16 protein-coding genes are annotated in these 18,930 nt (G+C 63.2%); all 16 read right to left on the minus strand.

Annotated features, from left to right (window positions below; genetic code table 11):
- Positions 1-87: 87 nt before the first annotated feature.
- Positions 88-1,557, minus strand: coding sequence for an NADH-quinone oxidoreductase subunit NuoN (gene nuoN / locus CQW31_RS19970; RefSeq protein ID WP_054884878.1), 1,470 nt, complete (start codon positions 1,555-1,557; stop codon positions 88-90).
- A gap of 7 nt (positions 1,558-1,564) precedes the next feature.
- A complete protein-coding gene (nuoM, locus tag CQW31_RS19975) occupies positions 1,565-3,097 on the minus strand; it encodes an NADH-quinone oxidoreductase subunit M (RefSeq protein WP_054884879.1) in 1,533 nt (510 codons plus the stop codon).
- Positions 3,098-3,146: 49 nt separating this feature from the next.
- Positions 3,147-5,000, minus strand: coding sequence for an NADH-quinone oxidoreductase subunit L (gene nuoL / locus CQW31_RS19980; RefSeq protein WP_099815219.1), 1,854 nt, complete (start codon positions 4,998-5,000; stop codon positions 3,147-3,149).
- Positions 4,997-5,305 carry an NADH-quinone oxidoreductase subunit NuoK gene (gene nuoK, locus CQW31_RS19985; protein ID WP_008096201.1) on the minus strand — a complete coding sequence of 103 codons (309 nt, stop codon included), beginning with the start codon at positions 5,303-5,305 and terminating at the stop codon, positions 4,997-4,999. The genes nuoL and nuoK overlap by 4 nt, the downstream gene beginning before the upstream one ends.
- A 3-nt stretch (positions 5,306-5,308) precedes the next feature.
- Complete coding sequence (nuoJ, locus tag CQW31_RS19990; protein ID WP_054884881.1) at positions 5,309-5,809, minus strand: NADH-quinone oxidoreductase subunit J; 501 nt, start codon at positions 5,807-5,809, stop codon at positions 5,309-5,311.
- Positions 5,810-5,819: 10 nt separating this feature from the next.
- Positions 5,820-6,368 (minus strand): NADH-quinone oxidoreductase subunit NuoI, encoded by a 549-nt coding sequence (nuoI, locus tag CQW31_RS19995; protein WP_016488223.1) that lies wholly within the window; start codon positions 6,366-6,368, stop codon positions 5,820-5,822.
- Positions 6,369-6,379: 11 nt separating this feature from the next.
- Positions 6,380-7,387: an NADH-quinone oxidoreductase subunit NuoH gene (gene nuoH, locus CQW31_RS20000; protein ID WP_054884882.1), complete on the minus strand. Its 1,008-nt coding sequence runs from the start codon at positions 7,385-7,387 to the stop codon at positions 6,380-6,382.
- Positions 7,384-10,098 (minus strand): NADH-quinone oxidoreductase subunit NuoG, encoded by a 2,715-nt coding sequence (gene nuoG / locus CQW31_RS20005; RefSeq protein WP_099815220.1) that lies wholly within the window; start codon positions 10,096-10,098, stop codon positions 7,384-7,386. The genes nuoH and nuoG overlap by 4 nt, the downstream gene beginning before the upstream one ends.
- A gap of 129 nt (positions 10,099-10,227) precedes the next feature.
- Positions 10,228-11,592 carry an NADH-quinone oxidoreductase subunit NuoF gene (gene nuoF, locus CQW31_RS20010; RefSeq protein ID WP_099815221.1) on the minus strand — a complete coding sequence of 455 codons (1,365 nt, stop codon included), beginning with the start codon at positions 11,590-11,592 and terminating at the stop codon, positions 10,228-10,230.
- Entirely contained in the window at positions 11,589-12,086 is a 498-nt protein-coding gene (gene nuoE, locus CQW31_RS20015) for an NADH-quinone oxidoreductase subunit NuoE (protein WP_003251433.1), read from the minus strand. Before nuoE ends, nuoF begins: the two co-directional genes overlap by 4 nt.
- Positions 12,087-12,088: 2 nt before the next feature.
- Positions 12,089-13,870: an NADH-quinone oxidoreductase subunit C/D gene (gene nuoC, locus CQW31_RS20020; protein ID WP_054884885.1), complete on the minus strand. Its 1,782-nt coding sequence runs from the start codon at positions 13,868-13,870 to the stop codon at positions 12,089-12,091.
- Positions 13,871-13,949: 79 nt separating this feature from the next.
- The gene (locus CQW31_RS20025) at positions 13,950-14,627 is read right to left on the minus strand and encodes an NADH-quinone oxidoreductase subunit B family protein (protein WP_027920598.1); all 678 of its coding nucleotides are present in this window, start codon (positions 14,625-14,627) and stop codon (positions 13,950-13,952) included.
- 10 nt (positions 14,628-14,637) lie between these two features.
- The gene (locus CQW31_RS20030; protein ID WP_011534614.1) at positions 14,638-15,051 is read right to left on the minus strand and encodes an NADH-quinone oxidoreductase subunit A; all 414 of its coding nucleotides are present in this window, start codon (positions 15,049-15,051) and stop codon (positions 14,638-14,640) included.
- A gap of 381 nt (positions 15,052-15,432) precedes the next feature.
- Complete coding sequence (locus CQW31_RS20035) at positions 15,433-16,095, minus strand: lysoplasmalogenase (protein WP_099815222.1); 663 nt, start codon at positions 16,093-16,095, stop codon at positions 15,433-15,435.
- Between the two features lie 220 nt (positions 16,096-16,315).
- The gene (aceA, locus tag CQW31_RS20045; RefSeq protein ID WP_054884886.1) at positions 16,316-17,641 is read right to left on the minus strand and encodes an isocitrate lyase; all 1,326 of its coding nucleotides are present in this window, start codon (positions 17,639-17,641) and stop codon (positions 16,316-16,318) included.
- Positions 17,642-18,130: 489 nt separating this feature from the next.
- Positions 18,131-18,865 (minus strand): secretin N-terminal domain-containing protein, encoded by a 735-nt coding sequence (locus tag CQW31_RS20050; protein ID WP_054884976.1) that lies wholly within the window; start codon positions 18,863-18,865, stop codon positions 18,131-18,133.
- Positions 18,866-18,930 lie beyond the last annotated feature (65 nt).

The raw sequence follows: 18,930 nt of genomic DNA on the forward strand, positions 1-18,930 counted from the left end.
AAGTGTCAGACGAAGCACAGCTTTCGTTGTGTAACCTTTGAAAAAGAAAAACCCCGCCGAGGCGGGGTTTTGCGTATTGCCGAGTGATCAGCCCAGCAGTTGCAGGCCGGCGTGCTGGACCATGTCCAACAGAGGCTGCGGGTATACACCGAGGACGAAGGCGAGGATGGCGATGGCCAGCAGCATCACGCCACCTGTGCGCTGTTCCCACTTCAGCGGGGCGTCGTGGCGACGCAGGTTGGGCTCGACCAGGTACAGGGTGACCATGACGCGCAGATAGTAGTAGACACCGATGGCGCTACCGATCACCAGCGCACCGACCAACCACCACAGCTGCGATTCGACGCCGGTGGCGATGATGTAGAACTTGCCGATGAAGCCAGCGGTCAGCGGGATACCCGCCAGCGACAGCATCATCACGGTCAGCACCGCGGTCAGGTACGGGCGGCGCCAGAACAGGCCGCGGTACTCGTACAGGGCGTCGGCGTCACGGCCGGCGTAAGGCGACGACATCAAGGTGATGACACCGAAGGCACCGAGGCTGGTGATCACGTAGGTGACCAGGTACACGCCCATGGCTTCCAGGGCCAGGCCCTTGCTGGCGACCAGGGCGATGACCAGGTAGCCGAAGTGGGCGATGGACGAGTAACCGAGCAGGCGCTTGAGGTTGCTCTGGGTCAGTGCCAGCAGGTTACCGATCAGGATCGACGCTACCGCGATCACGGCCAGGACGGTGCTCAGCACGCCGCTGCTGGCAGCAGGGGAGAGCATGAACAGACGCACGACCACGGCGAATACCGCAACCTTGCTGGCGGTGGCGAGGAACGCGGCGACCGGCGCCGGGGCGCCTTCGTACACGTCCGGGGTCCACAGGTGGAACGGTACCAGCGACAGCTTGAAGGCCAGGCCGACCAGCATCATGCCCAGGCCCAGCTGGGCCAGCAGGCTTGGCATGCTGGTGGCGGCCAGGGCCTTGCCCAGCTGGTCGAAGGTCAGGCTGCCAGCGTCGGCGTACAGCAGGGCCATGCCGAACAGCAGGAAGGCGGAGCCTGCGGCCGACAGCACCATGTACTTGATGCCAGCTTCCAGCGAACGCTTGTTGAAGAAGGCGTATGCCACCAGGCCATAGACCGGTACCGACAGCAGCTCCAGGCCGATGAACAGGCCGGCCAGGTGGTTGGCGCTGACCAGCACCAGGCCACCGAGGGCAGACATCAGCAGCAGCAGGTACAGCTCTTCACGGTTGCCCGGGAAACCCTTGGACCCTTCGCCGAGGTAGGCGTGGGCGAGGGTGACGCAAGCCAGCGTGGCCACCAGGATGATCGCCATGTACAGGCAGGCGAACTTGTCGATGGTGACCAGCGAGGTCACCGCCAAGGGCGCGACTTTCAGTGCCGGCAGGATCGACAGCAGGGCCAGGTTCAGGCCTACGGTAGACAGCAGGAAGGTCTGCGAGTGGTTGCGCTTCCAGGCGATCGCCAGCATCACCACCACGGTGGTGATGGTGGTGATCAGCATCGGCGCCAATGCGATGAAGTGTTGAGTGGTGAATTCCATAGCGCTCTTACCGGGCCGAAGCGAGTTGAGTGAAAGCGGAACCGAGCCACTGCTGCACGCCGGACATGGTGGCGGCAGAGGTGTCGAGGAACGGCTGCGGATACACGCCCAGCAGGATCAGCAGTACCGCCAGGCCCAGCACCATGACCAGCTCGCGACCGTCCATGCCGGCCAGCACGGTGTCGGCCTTGGCCGGGCCGAAGTAGGCGCGGTGGATCATGATCAGCGAGTACACCGAACCGAATACCAGGCCGGTGGTGGCGATCACGGTGATCCACGGTACATGCACGAAGCTGCCGATCAGGATCAGGAACTCGCCGACGAAGTTACCGGTACCTGGCAGGCCCAGCGACGCGGCGGCGAAGAACAGGCTGATGGCTGGCAGGTAGGCAATGCGGTGCCACAGGCCGCCCATCTGGCGCATGTCACGGGTGTGCAGGCGCTCGTACAGCTGGCCGGACAGGATGAACAGCGCGGCAGCCGACAGGCCGTGGGCCAGCATCTGGATCACCGCGCCTTGCAGGGCCTGCTGGCTGCCGGAGTAGATACCGATCAGCACGAAGCCCATGTGCGAAACGCTGGAGAAGGCGATCAGGCGCTTGATGTCGGTCTGCGCGAAGGCCAGGAAGGCACCGTAGAAGATACCGATCAGGCCCAGGGTCATGGCGATCGGCGCAAACTCGGCCGAGGCGTTCGGGAACAGCGGCAGGGCGAAGCGCAGCAGGCCATAGGCCGCGGTCTTCAGCAAGATACCGGCCAGGTCTACGGAACCTGCGGTCGGCGCCTGGGCGTGAGCGTCAGGCAGCCAGGAGTGGAACGGCACCACCGGCAGCTTCACCGCGAAGGCGATGAAGAAGCCCAGCATCAGCAGGTACTCGGTACCGGCCGGCAGCTCGGCCTTGAGCAGGTCGCTGTAGTTGAAGGTGATCACGCCGGTGTTGCTGTAGTTGACCAGCACCAGGCCCAGGATCGCCACCAGCATGATCAGGCCACTGGCCTGGGTGAAGATGAAGAACTTGGTCGCCGCGTAGATCCGGGTCTTCTTGCCATCTGCCGAGCTGTGACCCCAGAGCGCGATGAGGAAGTACATCGGCACCAGCATCATTTCCCAGAAGAAGAAGAACAGGAACAGGTCCAGGGCCAGGAACACACCGACCACGCCGCCGAGGATCCACATCAGGTTGAGGTGGAAGAAGCCGACGTGGCGCTGGATCTCTTTCCAGGAGCACAGCACCGACAGCACACCGAGCAGGCCGGTGAGCAGGATCATCAGCAGCGACAGGCCATCGAGGGCCAGGTGGATACTGATGCCGAAGCGCTGGATCCACTGGACTTTGTATTCCAGGGCCCAGGCAGGCTCGCCACCCGGGGCGGGCGCCAGGGTGTAGTCGCCGTTGGCCCACAGGTACAGGCCGATGCCGAGCAGCAGGGACATGGTCAGCAGCGCGATCCAGCGCGGCAGGGTGGCGCCGAAGCGCTCACCCAGCCAGCACAGGAGGCCGCCGATGAAGGGGATCAGGATCAGCCAAGGCAAAATCATGACGGGTTGGTTTCCTTTCGCAGAGTCGCAAGGTTCGCAAAGTTCATGGTCATACCGCTGCCACTACCACAGCGCCGAGTACCAGCACTGCGCCAACGGCGATCGAAGCGGTGTACCAGCGCAGCTGGCCAGTCTCGGTCTTGCTCATGGCGACGTTGCCGCCGCGAGCCAGGCGCGGGATCAGGCCGATGCTGCGGTCAACCGGATCCTTGCGCAGGACGTGGCTGATCAGCAGGTAAGGTTTGACGAACAGCTTGTCGTAGATCCAGTCGAAGCCCCAGGCAGCGAACCACCAGGCCGACAGCACCCGACCGATGCCGCTGTTGGCGACCGCGCTGACGAAGCTGCGCTTGCCCAGGAACAGCAGGGCCGACAGCAGGATGCCGGCGATGGCGATGGCACCCGAGGTGATCTCCAGCGCGTGCTTGGCTTCGCCACCGGCATGGCCGGCGCTTTCTGGCAGTACACCGGCCAGCGGCGGGGTGATCCAGGCGCCGACGAAGGTCGACAGCACGATCAGCACGCCCAGCGGCAACCAGTGACTGATGCCGTGGCCAGCGTGGGCTTCGGTCTTGGCTTCACCGTGGAAGGCGATGAAGATCAGGCGGAAGGTATACAGCGAGGTCATGAACGCACCGACCAGGCCGGCGTACAGCAGGCCGGTGTTACCGCTGGCGAAGGCTTCCCAGAGGATCTCGTCCTTGGAGTAGAAGCCCACGGTCACGATCGGCAAGGCTGCCAGGGCAGCGCCACCGACCACGAAGCTGGCATAGGCCAGTGGCAGCTTCTTCCACAGGCCGCCCATCTTGAAGATGTTCTGCTCGTGGTGGCAGGCAACGATTACCGCACCGGAGGCCAGGAACAGCAGGGCCTTGAAGAAGGCGTGGGTCATCAGGTGGAAGATCGCCGCGTCCCAGGCGCCCACGCCCAGGGCGAGGAACATGTAGCCGATCTGGCTCATGGTCGAGTAGGCGAGGATACGCTTGATGTCGGTTTGCACCAGCGCGGCGAAGCCGGCCAGTACCAGGGTCACGCCACCTACCACGCCTACCAGGTGCAGGATGTCCGGCGCCAGCAGGAACAGACCGTTGGTACGGGCGATCAGGTACACGCCCGCGGTCACCATGGTTGCCGCGTGGATCAGTGCCGAAACCGGGGTCGGGCCCGCCATCGCGTCGGCCAGCCAGGTCTGCAGCGGCAGCTGGGCCGATTTACCGACCGCGCCACCCAGCAGCATCAGGGTCGCCAGGACCATCCAGGTGTCGCCAGCCTGGAATTTCTGCGGTGCCAGCACCAGCAGTTCCTGCACGTTCAGGGTACCCAGCTGGGCGAACAGGATGAACAGGCCGATGGCCATGAACACGTCGCCGATACGGGTGACGATGAACGCCTTGAGTGCCGCATTACCGTTGTTGCGGTTGCTGTAGTAGAAACCGATCAACAGGTACGAGCACAGGCCCACGCCTTCCCAGCCGAAGTAGATGAACAGCAGGTTATCGCCGAGGATCAGGAACAGCATGCTGGCGATGAACAGGTTGGTGTACGAGAAGAAGCGCGAGTAGCCGGCTTCGCCACGCATGTACCAGGAGGCGAACAGGTGGATCAGGAAGCCGACACCGGTGACCACGCCGAGCATGGTGACCGACAGGCCGTCCAGGTACAGGGTGAAGTTCGGCGCGAAGCCGTCCACCGACATCCACTGCCAGAGCAGCTGGCTGTAGGCGCCACCCTCAGGCGGGGCGACGTTGAACTGCCAGATGACGTAGGCGGCGGTGGCGGCCGACAGGCCCACCGAGCCGACGCCGATCAGGGCGGACAGGTTCTCCGAGAACCGCCCGCGCGAGAACGACAGCAGCAGGAAGCCGACTAGGGGGAAGACGAAAGTCAGGAAGAGAAGGTTCATCCGCGCATCTCACTGGCAGCATCGATGTCGAGAGTGTGGAAGCGGCGATACAGCTGCAGCAGGATCGCCAGGCCAATGCTGGCCTCGGCGGCTGCCAGGCTGATCACCAGAATGAACATCACCTGGCCGTCGGGCTGGACCCAACGGGCACCGGCGACGATGAACGCCAGGGCAGAGGCGTTCATCATGACTTCCAGGCTCATGAGCACGAAGAGGATGTTGCGGCGGACCATCAGGCCAACCAGACCTAAGCAGAACAGGATGCCGGCGACTGCCAGACCATGTTCGAGAGGGATAGCACCCATGATTTACTCCTTCGCCTCGTTGCGACCCAGGTGGAAGGCGGTGACGGCAGCAGCGAGCAGCAGCATCGAGGCCAGTTCGACCACCAGCAGGTACGGGCCGAACAGGCTGATACCCACTTCTTTCGCGCCGACGGTGGTACCGCTGATGGCCGCGCCGCTCGGCGCGACGAACAGCACGTACAGCAGCTCCAGCAGCAGCAGGGCGGCCAGGATCACCGGCCCGGCCCAGATGCCGGGCTTGAGCCAGCCCCGTTCCTGGGCGACCGAAGCTGGCCCGAGGTTGAGCATCATCACCACGAAGACGAACAGCACCATGATGGCGCCAGCGTAGGCGATCACTTCCAGGGCGCCGGCAAACGGCGCGCCCAGGGCGAAGAAGATCATCGCGACGGAGATCAGCGAGATGATCAGGTAAAGCAGGGCGTGCACGGGGTTGGTGCCCGTCACCACCCGGAGGGTGGAGACCACGGCGATCCCGGATGCGAAGTAGAAAGCGAATTCCATCTTTCTGTCCTTATGGGAGCAAGCTCTTCACGTTGATCGGCTCGGCTTCGTTCTGCGCAGCGCCCTTCGGCTTGCCAGCGATCGCCATACCCGCAACACGGTAGAAGTTGTAGTCAGGGTTCTTGCCGGGGCCGGAGATCAGCAGATCTTCTTTCTCGTACACCAGGTCCTGACGCTTGAACTCGGCCATTTCGAAATCCGGAGTCAGCTGGATCGCGGTGGTCGGGCACGCTTCTTCACACAGGCCACAGAAGATGCAGCGCGAGAAGTTGATGCGGAAGAACTCCGGGTACCAGCGGCCGTCCTCGGTCTCGGCCTTCTGCAGCGAAATGCAGCCGACCGGGCAGGCCACCGCGCAGAGGTTGCACGCTACGCAGCGCTCCTCGCCATCGGGGTCGCGGGTGAGGACGATGCGGCCGCGGTAGCGCGGCGGCAGGTACACGGGTTCTTCGGGGTACTGCAGGGTGTCGCGCTTGCGGAACCCGTGGGAGAACACCATTGCCAGGCTGCGCAGCTGGGTGCCGGTGCCCTTAACGATGTCGCCGATATACTTGAACATGGGTCAAATCCTCACTGGGCCGCGACGGCTGGCGTGTTGTAGAGCACGATCGCAGCGGTCACCAGCAAATTGATCAGGGTCAGCGGCAGGCAGAACTTCCAGCTGAAGTCCATCACCTGGTCATAGCGTGGGCGCGGGATCGAAGCGCGCAGCAGGATGAACAGCATGATGAAGAACGCAGTCTTCAGGGCGAACCACAGGAACGACAGTTGCGGCAGGATGCCGAACGGGCCGTGCCAGCCGCCGAAGAACAGGGTCACCAGCAGCGCCGAGATGAGGATGATGCCGATGTACTCACCGACGAAGAACATGCCCCATTTCATGCCGGCATACTCGATGTGGTAGCCGTCGGCCAGTTCCTGTTCCGCTTCCGGCTGGTCGAACGGGTGACGGTGGGTCACGGCGACGCCAGCGATGAAGAAGGTGCAGAAGCCGAAGAACTGCGGAATGATGAACCACAGGTTCTGAGCCTGGTATTCAACGATGTCGCGCATGTTGAACGAGCCCACCTGCACCACCACGCCCATCAGCGCCAGGCCCAGGAACACCTCGTACGACACGGTCTGTGCCGAGGCACGCAAGCTGCCCAGCAGGGCGTACTTGTTGTTCGACGACCAGCCGGCGAACAGCACCGCGTAGACCGACAGGCCGGCCATGGCGAAGAAGAACAGCAGGCCGATGTTCAGGTCGGCGACGCCCCACAGCGGGGTGATCGGGATCACGCAGAAGGCGATCAGCAGGGCGCTCATGGCCACCACTGGCGCCAGGGTGAAGATCATGCGATCGACGAAGGGCGGGTTCCAGTCTTCCTTGAAGAACATCTTCAGCATGTCGGCAGCGATCTGGAACATGCCGAACGGGCCGACACGGTTCGGACCGTAACGGTCCTGCCACCAGCCCAGCAGGCGGCGCTCGACGAAGCTGAGCAGCGCGCCGCACACCACCACCGCGAGCAGGACCACGATGGCCCGGACCACGGTGAGGATCACATCGATCACTTCGGGGGTGAACCAGCTCATTGTGCTGCCTCCTGCAGACCTTCGACGGATGCACCGAAGATGGCCGGCGGGATGCCGGCCAGGCCTTTGGGCAGGGCAACCAGGCCAGCGCCCAGTTCTTCATTGATGCGCAGCGGCAGGCGCAGCGCCACGCCTGCGACGTTCAGGCTCAGCAGGGCGCCGTCGTTGACCCCCAGGCGGTCGGCTTCGGACTTGGCCAGCGCCACGTAGGCGGACGGGATGCGCTCTTGCACCGGGGTTGCGCGCGAAGAACTCTCTTCGCTGCCGAACAGATGGAAGAACGGTACCGCAGTCCAGGTCCCACGGGCCGGGTTGAACGCGCCAGGGATGGCGGTGAACCAGTTCAGGCGATCGCCTTGCGATTCGATCAGGCGCACGCCAGGGTCACCGGCACGCAGGTGACCACCGACCTCGTCCTGAAACTTGTTCCAGGCTTGCGGCGAGTTCCAGCCTGGCGACCAGGCGAACGGCACCTGCTGACGCGGTTCGGCCGAACCCGAATAGCCTTCCATGGAGAAGGCGAACGCGGTGTCCTTGTCCTGCGGGGTACGCGGCTCGTGCACGCTGATGTTGGCGCGCATGGCAGTACGGCCGGAGTAGCGCAGCGGCTCACGGGCCAGCTTCATGCCCTTGATGCGGAACGCGGCGCTCGGCGCGGCGTTGACGATGCCGGCCAGTTGCGGGGCGGCTTCGGCGCAGGCACTGGTGACGTGGTCCAGCTGGGTCCAGTCGACCGGCTTGTTGAGCAGGGTGGCACGCAGGGCGTGCATCCAGCGCCAGCCTTCGTGAACCAGGATGCTGCTGTCCAGGTACTGCGGGTCGAACACCTGGAAGAAGCGCTGGGCGCGGCCTTCCTGGCTGACCAGGGTACCGTCGCCTTCGGCGAAGGATGCGGCCGGCAGCACCAGGTGGGCGCGGTCGACAGTGGCGGTCTTGGAGTGGTCGGCGACGATCACCACCTTGGCCGCAGCCAGGGCAGCATCGACCTTGGCGGCCGGTACGCGGGCGTACAGGTCGTTCTCCAGCACGACGATGGCGTCGGCCTTGCCGCTGATGACGGCATCCAGTGCGGCATCGACCGACTCGCCACCCATCATGGCCATGCCGAGGCTGTTGGCCTCAGGTACCACCAGGCTCAGCGAACCGTTCTTCTCGCGCAGCTTCAGGGCCTTGGCGATGTTGGCGGCAGCTTCGATCAGTGCCGGGTCGGCCAGCGAAGTACCGGCCACGACCAGTGGGCGCTTGGCGGTGACCAAGGCATCGGCGATGCGTTGGGCCAGGGCCTTGGCTTCGTCGTCCAGGCCGGCGACTGCCGGTGCGCTCGGATCGATGGCGTGGGCCACGGCGAAACCGATGCGGGCCAGGTCCGCCGGGGCGGCATGCACGCATTCCTCGGCAACGTCGTCCAGCTTGGTTTCAGCCAGCGAGGCAATGAACAGCGGGTACAGCGCGTGCTGGCCGATGTTCTTCACGGCGGCGTCGAGCCACGGTTGAACCTTCATCGCTTCGGCCATGGCCTCGGCCTTGCCCTTGGTGGCCTGGCGTACGGCCAGGGCAACCCGGGCAGCGGTCTGGGTCAGGTCTTCACCGAGCACGAACACGGCGTCGTGGTCTTCGATGTCGCGCAGGGTCGGTACTGGCAGCGGGCTGTTGTTCAGCACGTCCAGGACCAGGCGGACGCGGGCCAGTTCGCCTGCTTCCATGCCGGAGTAGAAGTAGTCGGCGCCGACCAGCTCACGCAGGCCGTAGTTGCTTTCGAGGCTGGCGCGTGGCGAGCCGATACCGACGATGGTGCGGCCGCGCAGCAGGTCGGCGGCCTTGTCCAGCGCAGCGTCCAGGCCCAGCTTGGTGCCGTCGGCCAGGTGTGGCTGGCGCGGGCGGTCCTTGCGGTTGACATAGCCATAGCCGAAGCGGCCGCGGTCGCACAGGAAGTACTGGTTGACCGAACCGTTGAAGCGGTTCTCGATGCGACGCAGCTCGCCGTAGCGCTCGCCCGGGCTGATGTTGCAGCCGCTGGAGCAGCCATGGCAGATGCTTGGGGCGAACTGCATGTCCCACTTGCGGTTGTAGCGCTCGGAGTGGGTCTTGTCGGTGAACACGCCGGTCGGGCAGACCTCGGTCAGGTTGCCGGAGAACTCGCTTTCCAGCACGCCGTCTTCGACGCGGCCGAAGTACACGTTGTCGTGGGCGCCGTACACGCCCAGGTCGGTACCACCGGCATAGTCCTTGTAGTAGCGCACGCAGCGGTAGCAGGCGATGCAGCGGTTCATCTCATGGGCGATGAACGGGCCAAGGTCCTGGTTCTGGTGGGTACGCTTGGTGAAACGGTAGCGGCGCTCGTTGTGGCCGGTCATCACCGTCATGTCTTGCAGGTGGCAGTGACCGCCTTCCTCGCACACCGGGCAGTCGTGCGGGTGGTTGGTCATCAGCCATTCGACGACGCTGGCGCGGAACGCCTTGGACTCGTCATCGTCGATGGAAATCCAGGTGCCGTCGGAGGCAGGGGTCATGCAGGACATGACGATACGACCACGGGTGTCGTTCTCGTCGGTGTACTGCTTGACCGCACACTGCCGACAGGCGCCGACGCTACCAAGCGCCGGGTGCCAGCAGAAATAAGGGATGTCGAGGCCGAGCGACAGACACGCCTGTAACAGGTTGTCTGCACCGTTGACTTCGAGCGCTTTGCCGTCTACGTGGATAGTGGCCATTGTTCAAAGTTCTTCGTTGGCCCGCGTGAGCGGGCGTGGCTAATGGAAATCGGTGAGCTTGCGACACGCCACGATCGACTCGGGCCTGTCAGCTGGCGAGCGGCACGGGCCACCCGCCTTGTCATCTTGTTATGCGCCGACCACGATCGGCTTGGCCAGGTCAGGGCGCAGGCTGTCTGCAGCGGACACTGGCGCGACACCAGCCTCGAACTCGGACCGGAAGTATTTGATAGCACTGCCCAACGGCTCGACGGCACCCGGTGCGTGAGCACAGAAGGTACGGCCCGGGCCGAGGAAGTTGACCAGGCCCAGCAGCGTCTCGATGTCTTCGGCGCGGCCCTGGCCTTTCTCCAGCGCGCGCAGCATCTTCACGCTCCATGGCAGGCCGTCACGGCACGGGGTGCACCAGCCGCACGACTCGCGGGCAAAGAACTCTTCCATGTTGCGCAGCAGCGAGACCATGTTGATGCTGTCGTCGACCGCCATGGCCAAGCCGGTACCCATCCGGGTGCCGACCTTGGCGATGCCACCGGCATACATCTGGGCGTCGAGGTGCTCGGGCAGCAGGAAGCCGGTACCGGCGCCGCCAGGCTGCCAGCACTTCAGCTTGTAGCCGTCGCGCATGCCACCAGCGTAGTCTTCGAACAGCTCGCGGGCGGTAACGCCGAACGGCAGTTCCCACAGGCCCGGGTTCTTCACCTTGCCGGAGAAGCCCATCAGCTTGGTGCCGTGGTCTTCGCTGCCTTCACGGGCCAGCGACTTGTACCAGTCGTTGCCGTTGGCGACGATGGCCGGGACGTTGCACAGGGTCTCGACGTTGTTCACGCACGTTGGCTTGCCCCATACGCCAACGGCGGCCGGGAAGGGCGGCTTGGAGCGCGGGTTGGCGCGACGGCCTTCGAGGGAGTTGATCAGTGCGGTTTCTTCACCGCAGATGTAGCGCCCGGCCCCGGTGTGCACGAACAGCTCGAAGTCGAAGCCCGAACCCAGGATGTTCTTGCCCAGCAGGCCTGCGGCCTTGGCTTCGTCGATGGCACGGTTGAGGTTCTTCGCCGCGGTGGTGTATTCGCCACGCAGGAAGATGTAGCCACGGTAGGCCTTCAGGGCGCGGGCGCTGATCAGCATGCCCTCGACCAGCAGATGGGGCTGTTGCTCCATCAGCATGCGGTCCTTCCAGGTGTTCGGTTCCATTTCGTCCGCGTTGCACAGCAGGTAGCGGATGTTCATGGATTCGTCTTTGGGCATCAGGCCCCACTTCACGCCAGTGGGGAAGCCAGCGCCACCGCGGCCCTTGAGGCCGGAGTCCTTGACGCTCTGCACGATGTCGTCGGCCGACATGTCGGCCAGCGCCTTGCGCGCGGCAGCGTAGCCGTTCTTCGACTCATACTCGGCCAGCCACACTGGCTCGCCGTCGTCACGCAGGCGCCAGGTCAGCGGGTGGGTTTCGGCCGAGCGCGCGATGCGGTTGGCCGGGCCGAAGGAAGTAATGGTCATACGTAACCCTCCAGCAGTTTGGAAACGCCAGCCGGCTGTACGTCACCAAAGGTGTCGTCGTCGATCATCAGCGCCGGGGCCTTGTCGCAGTTGCCCAGGCAGCACACCGGCAGCAGGGTGAAGCGCCCGTCCGCGGTAGTCTGGCCGAGGCCGATGCCCAGTTCGCTCTGGATCTGGCTGACCACCGATTCGTGGCCACCGATGTAGCAGACCATGCTGTCGCACACGCGGATGATGTGGCGGCCAACCGGCTGGCGGAAGATCTGGCTGTAGAACGTGGCCACACCCTCGACGTCGCTGGCGGGAATGCCCAGCACTTCGCCGATGGCGTGGATGGCGCCGTCCGGCACCCAGCCACGTTCCTTCTGGACGATCTTCAGGGCTTCGATGGACGCCGCGCGCGGGTCCTCGTAGTGATGCATTTCGTGCTCGATGGCCGAGCGCTCGGTTTCGCTCAGGGCGAAACGGTCTGTCTGGATAAGCGTGCTGTTCATGCTTAGCGGTCCACGTCAGCCATAACGAAGTCGATACTGCCCAGGTACGCAATGAGGTCGGCGACCATGCTGCCTTTGATCACCGAAGGGATCTGCTGCAGGTGCGGGTAGCTCGGAGTACGGATCCGGGTGCGGTAGCTCATGGTGCCGCCATCGCTCGTCAGGTAGTAACTGTTGATGCCCTTGGTCGCCTCGATCATCTGGAACGACTCGTTGGCCGGCATGACCGGGCCCCACGAGACCTGCAGGAAGTGCGTGATCAGGGTTTCGATGTGCTGCAGGGTGCGCTCTTTCGGCGGCGGCGTGGTCAGCGGGTGGTCCGCCTTGTACGGGCCTTCCGGCATGTTGCGCAGGCACTGGTCGATGATGCGGATACTCTGGCGCATCTCCTCGACACGGACCATGCAGCGATCGTAGGCATCGCCGTTGTGGGCCAGCGGTACTTCGAACTCGAAGTTCTCGTAGCCGGAGTACGGGCGCGCTTTGCGCAGGTCGAAGTCGCAGCCGGTGGCACGCAGGCCGGCACCGGTGGTACCCCAGGCCAGCGCTTCCTTGGTGTTGTACGCGGCAACACCAATGGTACGACCCTTGAGGATACTGTTGCGCAGGGCGGCCTTCTCGTACTCGTCGAGGCGCTTGGGCAGCCATTCGACGAAGTCCTTGACCAGCTTGTCCCAACCGCGTGGCAGGTCGTGGGCGACGCCACCGATGCGGTACCAGGCCGGGTGCAGGCGGAAACCGGTGATCGCCTCGATCACGGTGTAGGCGCGCTGGCGGTCGGTGAAGGTGAAGAACACCGGGGTCATGGCGCCGACGTCCTGGATGTAGGTACCCAGGAACAGCAGGTGGCTGGTGATACGGAAGAACTCGGCCAGCATCACGCGGATGGTGTCGACCTTCTGTGGCACCTTGATGCCGGCCAGCTTCTCGACCGCGAGCACGTACGGCAGGTTGTTCATCACCCCGCCGAGGTAGTCGATACGGTCGGTGTAGGGAATGAAGCTGTGCCAGGACTGGCGCTCGGCCATTTTTTCGGCACCACGGTGGTGGTAACCGATGTCCGGCACGCAGTCGACGATCTCTTCACCGTCCAGCTGCAGGACGATACGGAAGGCACCGTGGGCCGAAGGGTGGTTCGGGCCGAGGTTGAGGAACATGTAGTCCTCGTTGGCGCCCTGACGCTTCATGCCCCAGGCTTCCGGGTTGAAGCGCGCCGATTCCTCTTCAAGCTGCTGCTTGGCCAGGGTCAGGCTGTAGGGATCGAACTCGGTGGCGCGGGCAGGGTAGTCCTTGCGCAGCGGGTGACCTTCCCAGGTCGGCGGCATCATGATGCGGCTCAGGTGCGGGTGGCCGGCAAAGTCGATGCCGAACATGTCCCAGACTTCGCGCTCGTACCAGTTGGCGTTGGGCCAGATGCCGGTCACGGTCGGCAGGTTCAGGTCGCCTTCGCTGAGCGACACCTTGATCATCACATCGCTGTTACGTTCGATCGACAGCAAGTGGTAGAAAACGCTGAAGTCGGCAGCGGGCAGGCCGCGGCGCTGGGTGCGCAGGCGCTCGTCGACGCCGTGCAGGTCGTACAGCATGCTGTACGGCTTGGCGACGCCGCGCAGGAAGCTCAGCACTTCTTTGAGCTGGGCGCGCTTTACCCACAGCACAGGCATGCCGGTGCGGGTTTCCTGGGCGACGAATGCGTCGGCGCCAAAACGGTTGTGCAATTCGACGACCACATCCTGGTCGTCTGCCTTGTAAGGCGGAATGAAAATAGCGTTGTCCGCTGTCATGGTCTCGGTCGCTTTGGGTCAGCGTTAAGAATGAAGCCAGGCCGCCGGCTCTTTCGGGAGCGGGCGGCAGGTCGCTGGATCAGACTTCGTCGGGGCTGCGCAGGTTGGTAACCGCAATGCGCTGTTCACGACGCAGGTCCTTCTGGGCTGGCATCTCGGCACGGTAGATGCCTTGATCACCAACCACCCAGGAAAGCGGGCGTCGTTCTTGGCCAATCGACTCCTGCAGCAGCATCAAGCCTTGCAGGAAAGCCTCAGGGCGCGGCGGGCAGCCAGGCACGTAGACGTCCACGGGGAGGAACTTGTCGACCCCCTGAACGACCGAGTAGATGTCGTACATGCCACCGGAGTTGGCGCACGAACCCATGGAGATGACCCACTTCGGTTCGAGCATCTGCTCATACAGGCGCTGGATGATCGGCGCCATTTTGACGAAGCAGGTACCGGCGATGACCATGAAGTCGGCCTGACGCGGCGAGGCCCGGATGACTTCGGCGCCGAAGCGGGCGATGTCGTGGGGCGCCGTGAAGGCCGTGGTCATTTCCACGTAGCAGCAGGACAGGCCGAAGTTGTACGGCCAGAGGGAGTTCTTGCGACCCCAGTTGACCGCGCCACGCATCACATCTTCAAGCTTGCCCATGAAGATGTTCTTGTGGACCTGGTCCTCGAGCAGCTGGTCTGTGACGGTTTCCCGATCACCTACCGGGTACTGCTCGTTGGGCGCATCCGGATCGATTCTGGTGAGATTGTATTGCATTGCCAAAGCCTCATTGTTTCAGCTTCGCTTGCCGCTTGCGGCGACCTTCGGGTGCCCAGTCAAGGGCTCCGACGCGCCATAGGTAGACAAGACCAGCCAACAGAATTGCTATGAAAACGAGTGCTTCGACGAATCCGGTCCAGCCACTTTCGCGGACGGACACAGACCATGCATACAGGAAGAGGGCTTCGATATCGAAGATCACGAACAGCATCGCGACCAGATAGAATTTGGCGGACAGGCGCAGGCGGGCGCTGCCGACGGGCAGCATGCCGGATTCGAAAGGTTCGTTCTTGGCGCGGCCCCAGGCCTTGCTACCGAGCAGGCTGGACAGGCCGAGCATGAAGGCACACAGGCCGACGACACCCAGGAGGAAGATGGCAAAGCCCCAGTTGTGGGCGATGAGTCCTGCCGAATCGGACATGCTAGAAATCCTTATACAGAGACCCAGCTCTGCAGTCTGAAATAAGTAGAGCGGCGACGTGGTGTCGCAGGTGCAGTGACCAAATGTCGCAGCTGAATCAATCGGGCTGATTTTATGGGTAAACCCGGTGCAAGTAAAATTTCCGTTGCAAATTTATTCGTAGGATTTAGTACAAAACCCGCGCCTAACTGGCTGAAAGCCTTGAGATTCGGGCATTGCATGCGGTTTTGTTAATTATGTTTCTTGCGAGTGGTAACGAATTACAAACTTCGTAATGATAATTGATATCATTTGATCTGATGCCTTTGAATTTGGCTGTTCTGTGCCTTGTAAAGTTCATCTGCAGATTCACCCTACTTGTAAATGCGAAAGACCCGTGTTCTAGCAGCTTCCGGTGCTGCGCGCACCGCTCTGGGTCAATACTTCAGCGCTTGAGCCATGACGGACTGACGAAGCGATCGCCCACTGGCCCAGCCAGTAGGCAAGGATGACCAGGTAGGGCGCGGCAGCGAACGGGCTGACGAAGCGGTCAATGCCGATCAGGCTGTCGGAGAAGACGAACAGGCAGGCCCCCAAAGCGGCGACACCGCCGCAGGCAAGCGCGCGCCAGAGCATGGCGCTGATGGCCAGGGCATAGACCGAGACCGGAGTCAGCAGCGGGCCAAGGCCGTGGCTGGCCAGTACGCCGAACAGGGTGACGCCGGTGATGACGCTTAGCAGCAGTGCGGGCAGGGCGGGGCGGATGGTCTTGCCGCAGTAGGCGCGCAGGTAGGCCAGGTGAGCGCAAAGGAACGCGGCCAGGCCGAACACGAACAGGTCGGCCGGGATGGCCAGGAGGATGTCGCCCAGTACCGAGAACGCCAGGCCGATGGTGATCCGGCGGCGATAGGGTGTAGCGGGGGCTGTGTATAGCCAGGCAATCAGTGCCATGACTGGAATGGGCTTGGCCAGCAGGCCGAGCAGCGCGTTGTCGCTGGCCACTGCATATAGATAGAGCGCGGCGGCGGCCAGGGCGAGCATCATCAGGTGGCTTGGACGGGGCATGGGCGGTCCTTGCTGCTGGGCTGCCACAAGCATAGCCCTGATCCCGGGAATTGCTTCAGCCTGTACTGGCCCTTTCGCGGGCACGCCCGCACAGGATAACCACAGCCTTCGAACTGTGCGCAGTTCCTGTGGCAGCGGGCGTGCCCGCGAAAGGGCCGGTACAGGAAAATGAAAAGCCCGGGGCTTTCGCAAGCCCCGGGCCTCAGTCAGCAAGCCACGATCAGTGGAACTGCTCTTCCTCGGTCGAACCGGTCAGTGCAGTCACCGACGAAGCGCCACCCTGGATCACGGTAGTCATGTCGTCGAAGTAGCCGGTGCCGACTTCCTGCTGGTGCGCCACGAAGGTGTAGCCCTTGTTGGCGTCGGCAAATTCCTGCTCTTGCAGCTTAACGTAGGCGGTCATGTCGTTGCGGGCGTAATCGTGCGCCAGGTTGAACATGCCGTGCCACATGTTGTGGATGCCGGCCAGGGTGATGAACTGGTGCTTGTAGCCCATGGCCGACAGCTCGCGCTGGAACTTGGCGATGGTCGCGTCGTCCAGGTTTTTCTTCCAGTTGAAGGAAGGCGAGCAGTTGTACGACAGGATCTGGTCCGGGTACTCCTTCTTGATCGCTTCGGCGAAGCGACGGGCTTCGTCCAGGTCCGGCTTGGCGGTCTCGCACCAGATCAGGTCGGCGTACGGGGCATAGGCCAGGCCGCGGGCGATTGCCTGGTCAAGGCCGGCACGCACCTTGTAGAAGCCTTCACGGGTACGCTCGCCGATCACGAACGGCTGGTCGTACGGGTCGCAGTCGCTGGTCAGCAGGTCGGCGGCGTTGGCGTCGGTACGGGCCAGGATGATGGTCGGTACACCCGATACGTCGGCAGCCAGGCGTGCGGCCACCAGCTTCTGCACCGCTTCCTGGGTCGGTACCAGTACCTTGCCACCCATGTGGCCGCATTTTTTCACCGAGGCCAGCTGGTCTTCGAAGTGCACGCCGGCGGCGCCTGCCTCGATCATGTTCTTCATCAGCTCGTAGGCGTTCAGCACGCCGCCGAAACCGGCTTCCGCGTCAGCCACGATCGGCGCGAAGTAGTCGATGTAGCCTTCATCGCCCGGGTTCTTGCCGGCTTTCCACTGGATCTGGTCGGCGCGGCGGAATGCATTGTTGATGCGCTTGACCACGGTCGGTACCGAGTCGACCGGGTACAGCGACTGGTCTGGGTACATGGATTCGGCCGAGTTGTTGTCGGCGGCCACTTGCCAGCCAGACAGGTAAATGGCCTGGATGCCGGCCTTGACCTGCTGCACTGCCTGGCCGCCGGTCAGGGCGCCCATGCAGTTGACGAAATCTTTTTCTGGGCGGAAGGACGGGTGGGCACCTTCGGTGACCAGCTTCCACAGTTTTTCTGCACCCAGGCGGGCCAGGGTGTGCTCCGGCTGCAGGGAGCCACGCAGGCGAACGACATCGGCGGCGGTGTAGGTACGGGTCACGCCTTTCCAGCGCGGGTTCTCGGCCCAGTCTTTCTCGAGGGCTGCAATTTGCTGTTCGCGTGTCAGTGCCATGGAAATAAACCTCGTCGCATCGATCTTGGGTTAATTGTGCTGATGCTCGGGGCTCATCAGGGACTGGCGGCTGTCCTGTGCGGGGGAATGCGGCGGCGAACGCGAAGGCTCGAAGGGGAAGGAGATGCAGGTCAGGCGCAGTTGCGCTCCGGCAGGTCGGCTCGTGGTTGCCTTGCTGCGGTGCTACGCGATTGCCAGAACTGCGGTGATGCGCTTCCGTCCCTCGGGACAACTTCTTCGTTGCAGTCGCAATCCCGTCGAACCGCCTTGTGGGCCGTATAGACACGAGGTGCCTCCAGGGGTGGGAGGAGGGCGCCTCGAAGGCCCTTGCCAGGGCCCCTGATTAGCGGGAGCGAGGCCATCATGCCCTTGGCAAAAAGACCCTGTCAAATGTTTTGTAGTGGTTTTTTTCTATTACTACATCTTTGGTCTAATGCGACTTGGCGGTCAGTTTCAAGGCCTTTGGTCGAGGCCTTGAATTGCCTGGGATCAGTCCAGAAGGTCGACTTTGACGCGCAAAGTCATGTTTTCACCCCGTTGCGTGCTGTAGGTGCGGCTTGAAGGGTTGCGGTCGGCTTGGCTCTGCTGGTTGTAGCCGGCCAGGGTGATCCACTCACCGAGCCTGCCGGTGATTGTCGTGTCGGTACTTTGCACTTTCACTACATCGGCACGTTCCTGGCTCACTCGGTCATTATTGCTGCTAATTTGCAGACGAACCGTATCTCCGCTCAAGCTCGGCGTGACGTAGAAACCCTGGGTCACATTGCGATATTCGGTGTTGCTCTGAATGCGCCCGTAGCCGTCGGTGCTGCTGCTGGTAATCGGGATGCTCTGGCCGATCTGGATCAATGCCGGCTGACCTTCGCTGGCCTGAATTTGCTGCAAGCCGCCATCGCGGTTACTGGTGCCGTAGCGGATGACCTGGCCGTTGCCGCGGGTGTCCTGATAGTTGCTGTCGTTGTTGTCGACACTGATCAGCAGGCGCTTGGGCGCGGTGTCCAACTGTTGCAGCAGCGTGCGCAGGTCATCGATGCGCTCGGGGCTGGCATTGACGATCAGCTTGTTCTCGAAAGCGCTCACCGTGCCGTCGCGGCCAATGAAGGCCTGTGCGGCGGGCAGCAGTTCGGCGCTGCTGCGATGCTGCAGGGGCACCACTTCGGTGGCGGCCTGGGCGGTGAGGCTGGCAGTCAGCAGCAGGGCAGTGAAGAGGGGGCGTAGCGGCATGTCCATGATCTCCGCAGGTGGAATCAACATGATGGCAAATTTGTCAGGAGTCTGCCGGGCTACGG

Origin of the sequence: Pseudomonas sp. 382 (assembly GCF_002759075.1) — a bacterium.
Taxonomy (GTDB): domain Bacteria; phylum Pseudomonadota; class Gammaproteobacteria; order Pseudomonadales; family Pseudomonadaceae; genus Aquipseudomonas; species Aquipseudomonas vlassakiae.

Excerpts from the sequence above, each read along its gene's own strand:
- CQW31_RS20050 (WP_054884976.1), bottom strand. The coding sequence starts at position 18,865 with ATGCCGCTACGCCCCCTCTTCACTGCCCTGCTGCTGACTGCCAGCCTC.
- nuoI (WP_016488223.1), bottom strand. The coding sequence starts at position 6,368 with ATGTTCAAGTATATCGGCGACATCGTTAAGGGCACCGGCACCCAGCTG.
- nuoL (WP_099815219.1), bottom strand. The coding sequence starts at position 5,000 with ATGAACCTTCTCTTCCTGACTTTCGTCTTCCCCCTAGTCGGCTTCCTG.
- nuoC (WP_054884885.1), bottom strand. The coding sequence starts at position 13,870 with ATGACAGCGGACAACGCTATTTTCATTCCGCCTTACAAGGCAGACGAC.
- nuoE (WP_003251433.1), bottom strand. The coding sequence starts at position 12,086 with ATGAACAGCACGCTTATCCAGACAGACCGTTTCGCCCTGAGCGAAACC.
- aceA (WP_054884886.1), bottom strand. The coding sequence starts at position 17,641 with ATGGCACTGACACGCGAACAGCAAATTGCAGCCCTCGAGAAAGACTGG.
- nuoM (WP_054884879.1), bottom strand. The coding sequence starts at position 3,097 with ATGATTTTGCCTTGGCTGATCCTGATCCCCTTCATCGGCGGCCTCCTG.
- CQW31_RS20030 (WP_011534614.1), bottom strand. The coding sequence starts at position 15,051 with ATGTCCGATTCGGCAGGACTCATCGCCCACAACTGGGGCTTTGCCATC.
- nuoN (WP_054884878.1), bottom strand. The coding sequence starts at position 1,557 with ATGGAATTCACCACTCAACACTTCATCGCATTGGCGCCGATGCTGATC.
- nuoF (WP_099815221.1), bottom strand. The coding sequence starts at position 11,592 with ATGACCATTACTTCCTTCGGCCCGGCCAACCGCATCGCGCGCTCGGCC.
- nuoG (WP_099815220.1), bottom strand. The coding sequence starts at position 10,098 with ATGGCCACTATCCACGTAGACGGCAAAGCGCTCGAAGTCAACGGTGCA.
- nuoK (WP_008096201.1), bottom strand. The coding sequence starts at position 5,305 with ATGGGTGCTATCCCTCTCGAACATGGTCTGGCAGTCGCCGGCATCCTG.
- nuoJ (WP_054884881.1), bottom strand. The coding sequence starts at position 5,809 with ATGGAATTCGCTTTCTACTTCGCATCCGGGATCGCCGTGGTCTCCACC.
- CQW31_RS20025 (WP_027920598.1), bottom strand. The coding sequence starts at position 14,627 with ATGCAATACAATCTCACCAGAATCGATCCGGATGCGCCCAACGAGCAG.
- CQW31_RS20035 (WP_099815222.1), bottom strand. The coding sequence starts at position 16,095 with ATGCCCCGTCCAAGCCACCTGATGATGCTCGCCCTGGCCGCCGCCGCG.
- nuoH (WP_054884882.1), bottom strand. The coding sequence starts at position 7,387 with ATGAGCTGGTTCACCCCCGAAGTGATCGATGTGATCCTCACCGTGGTC.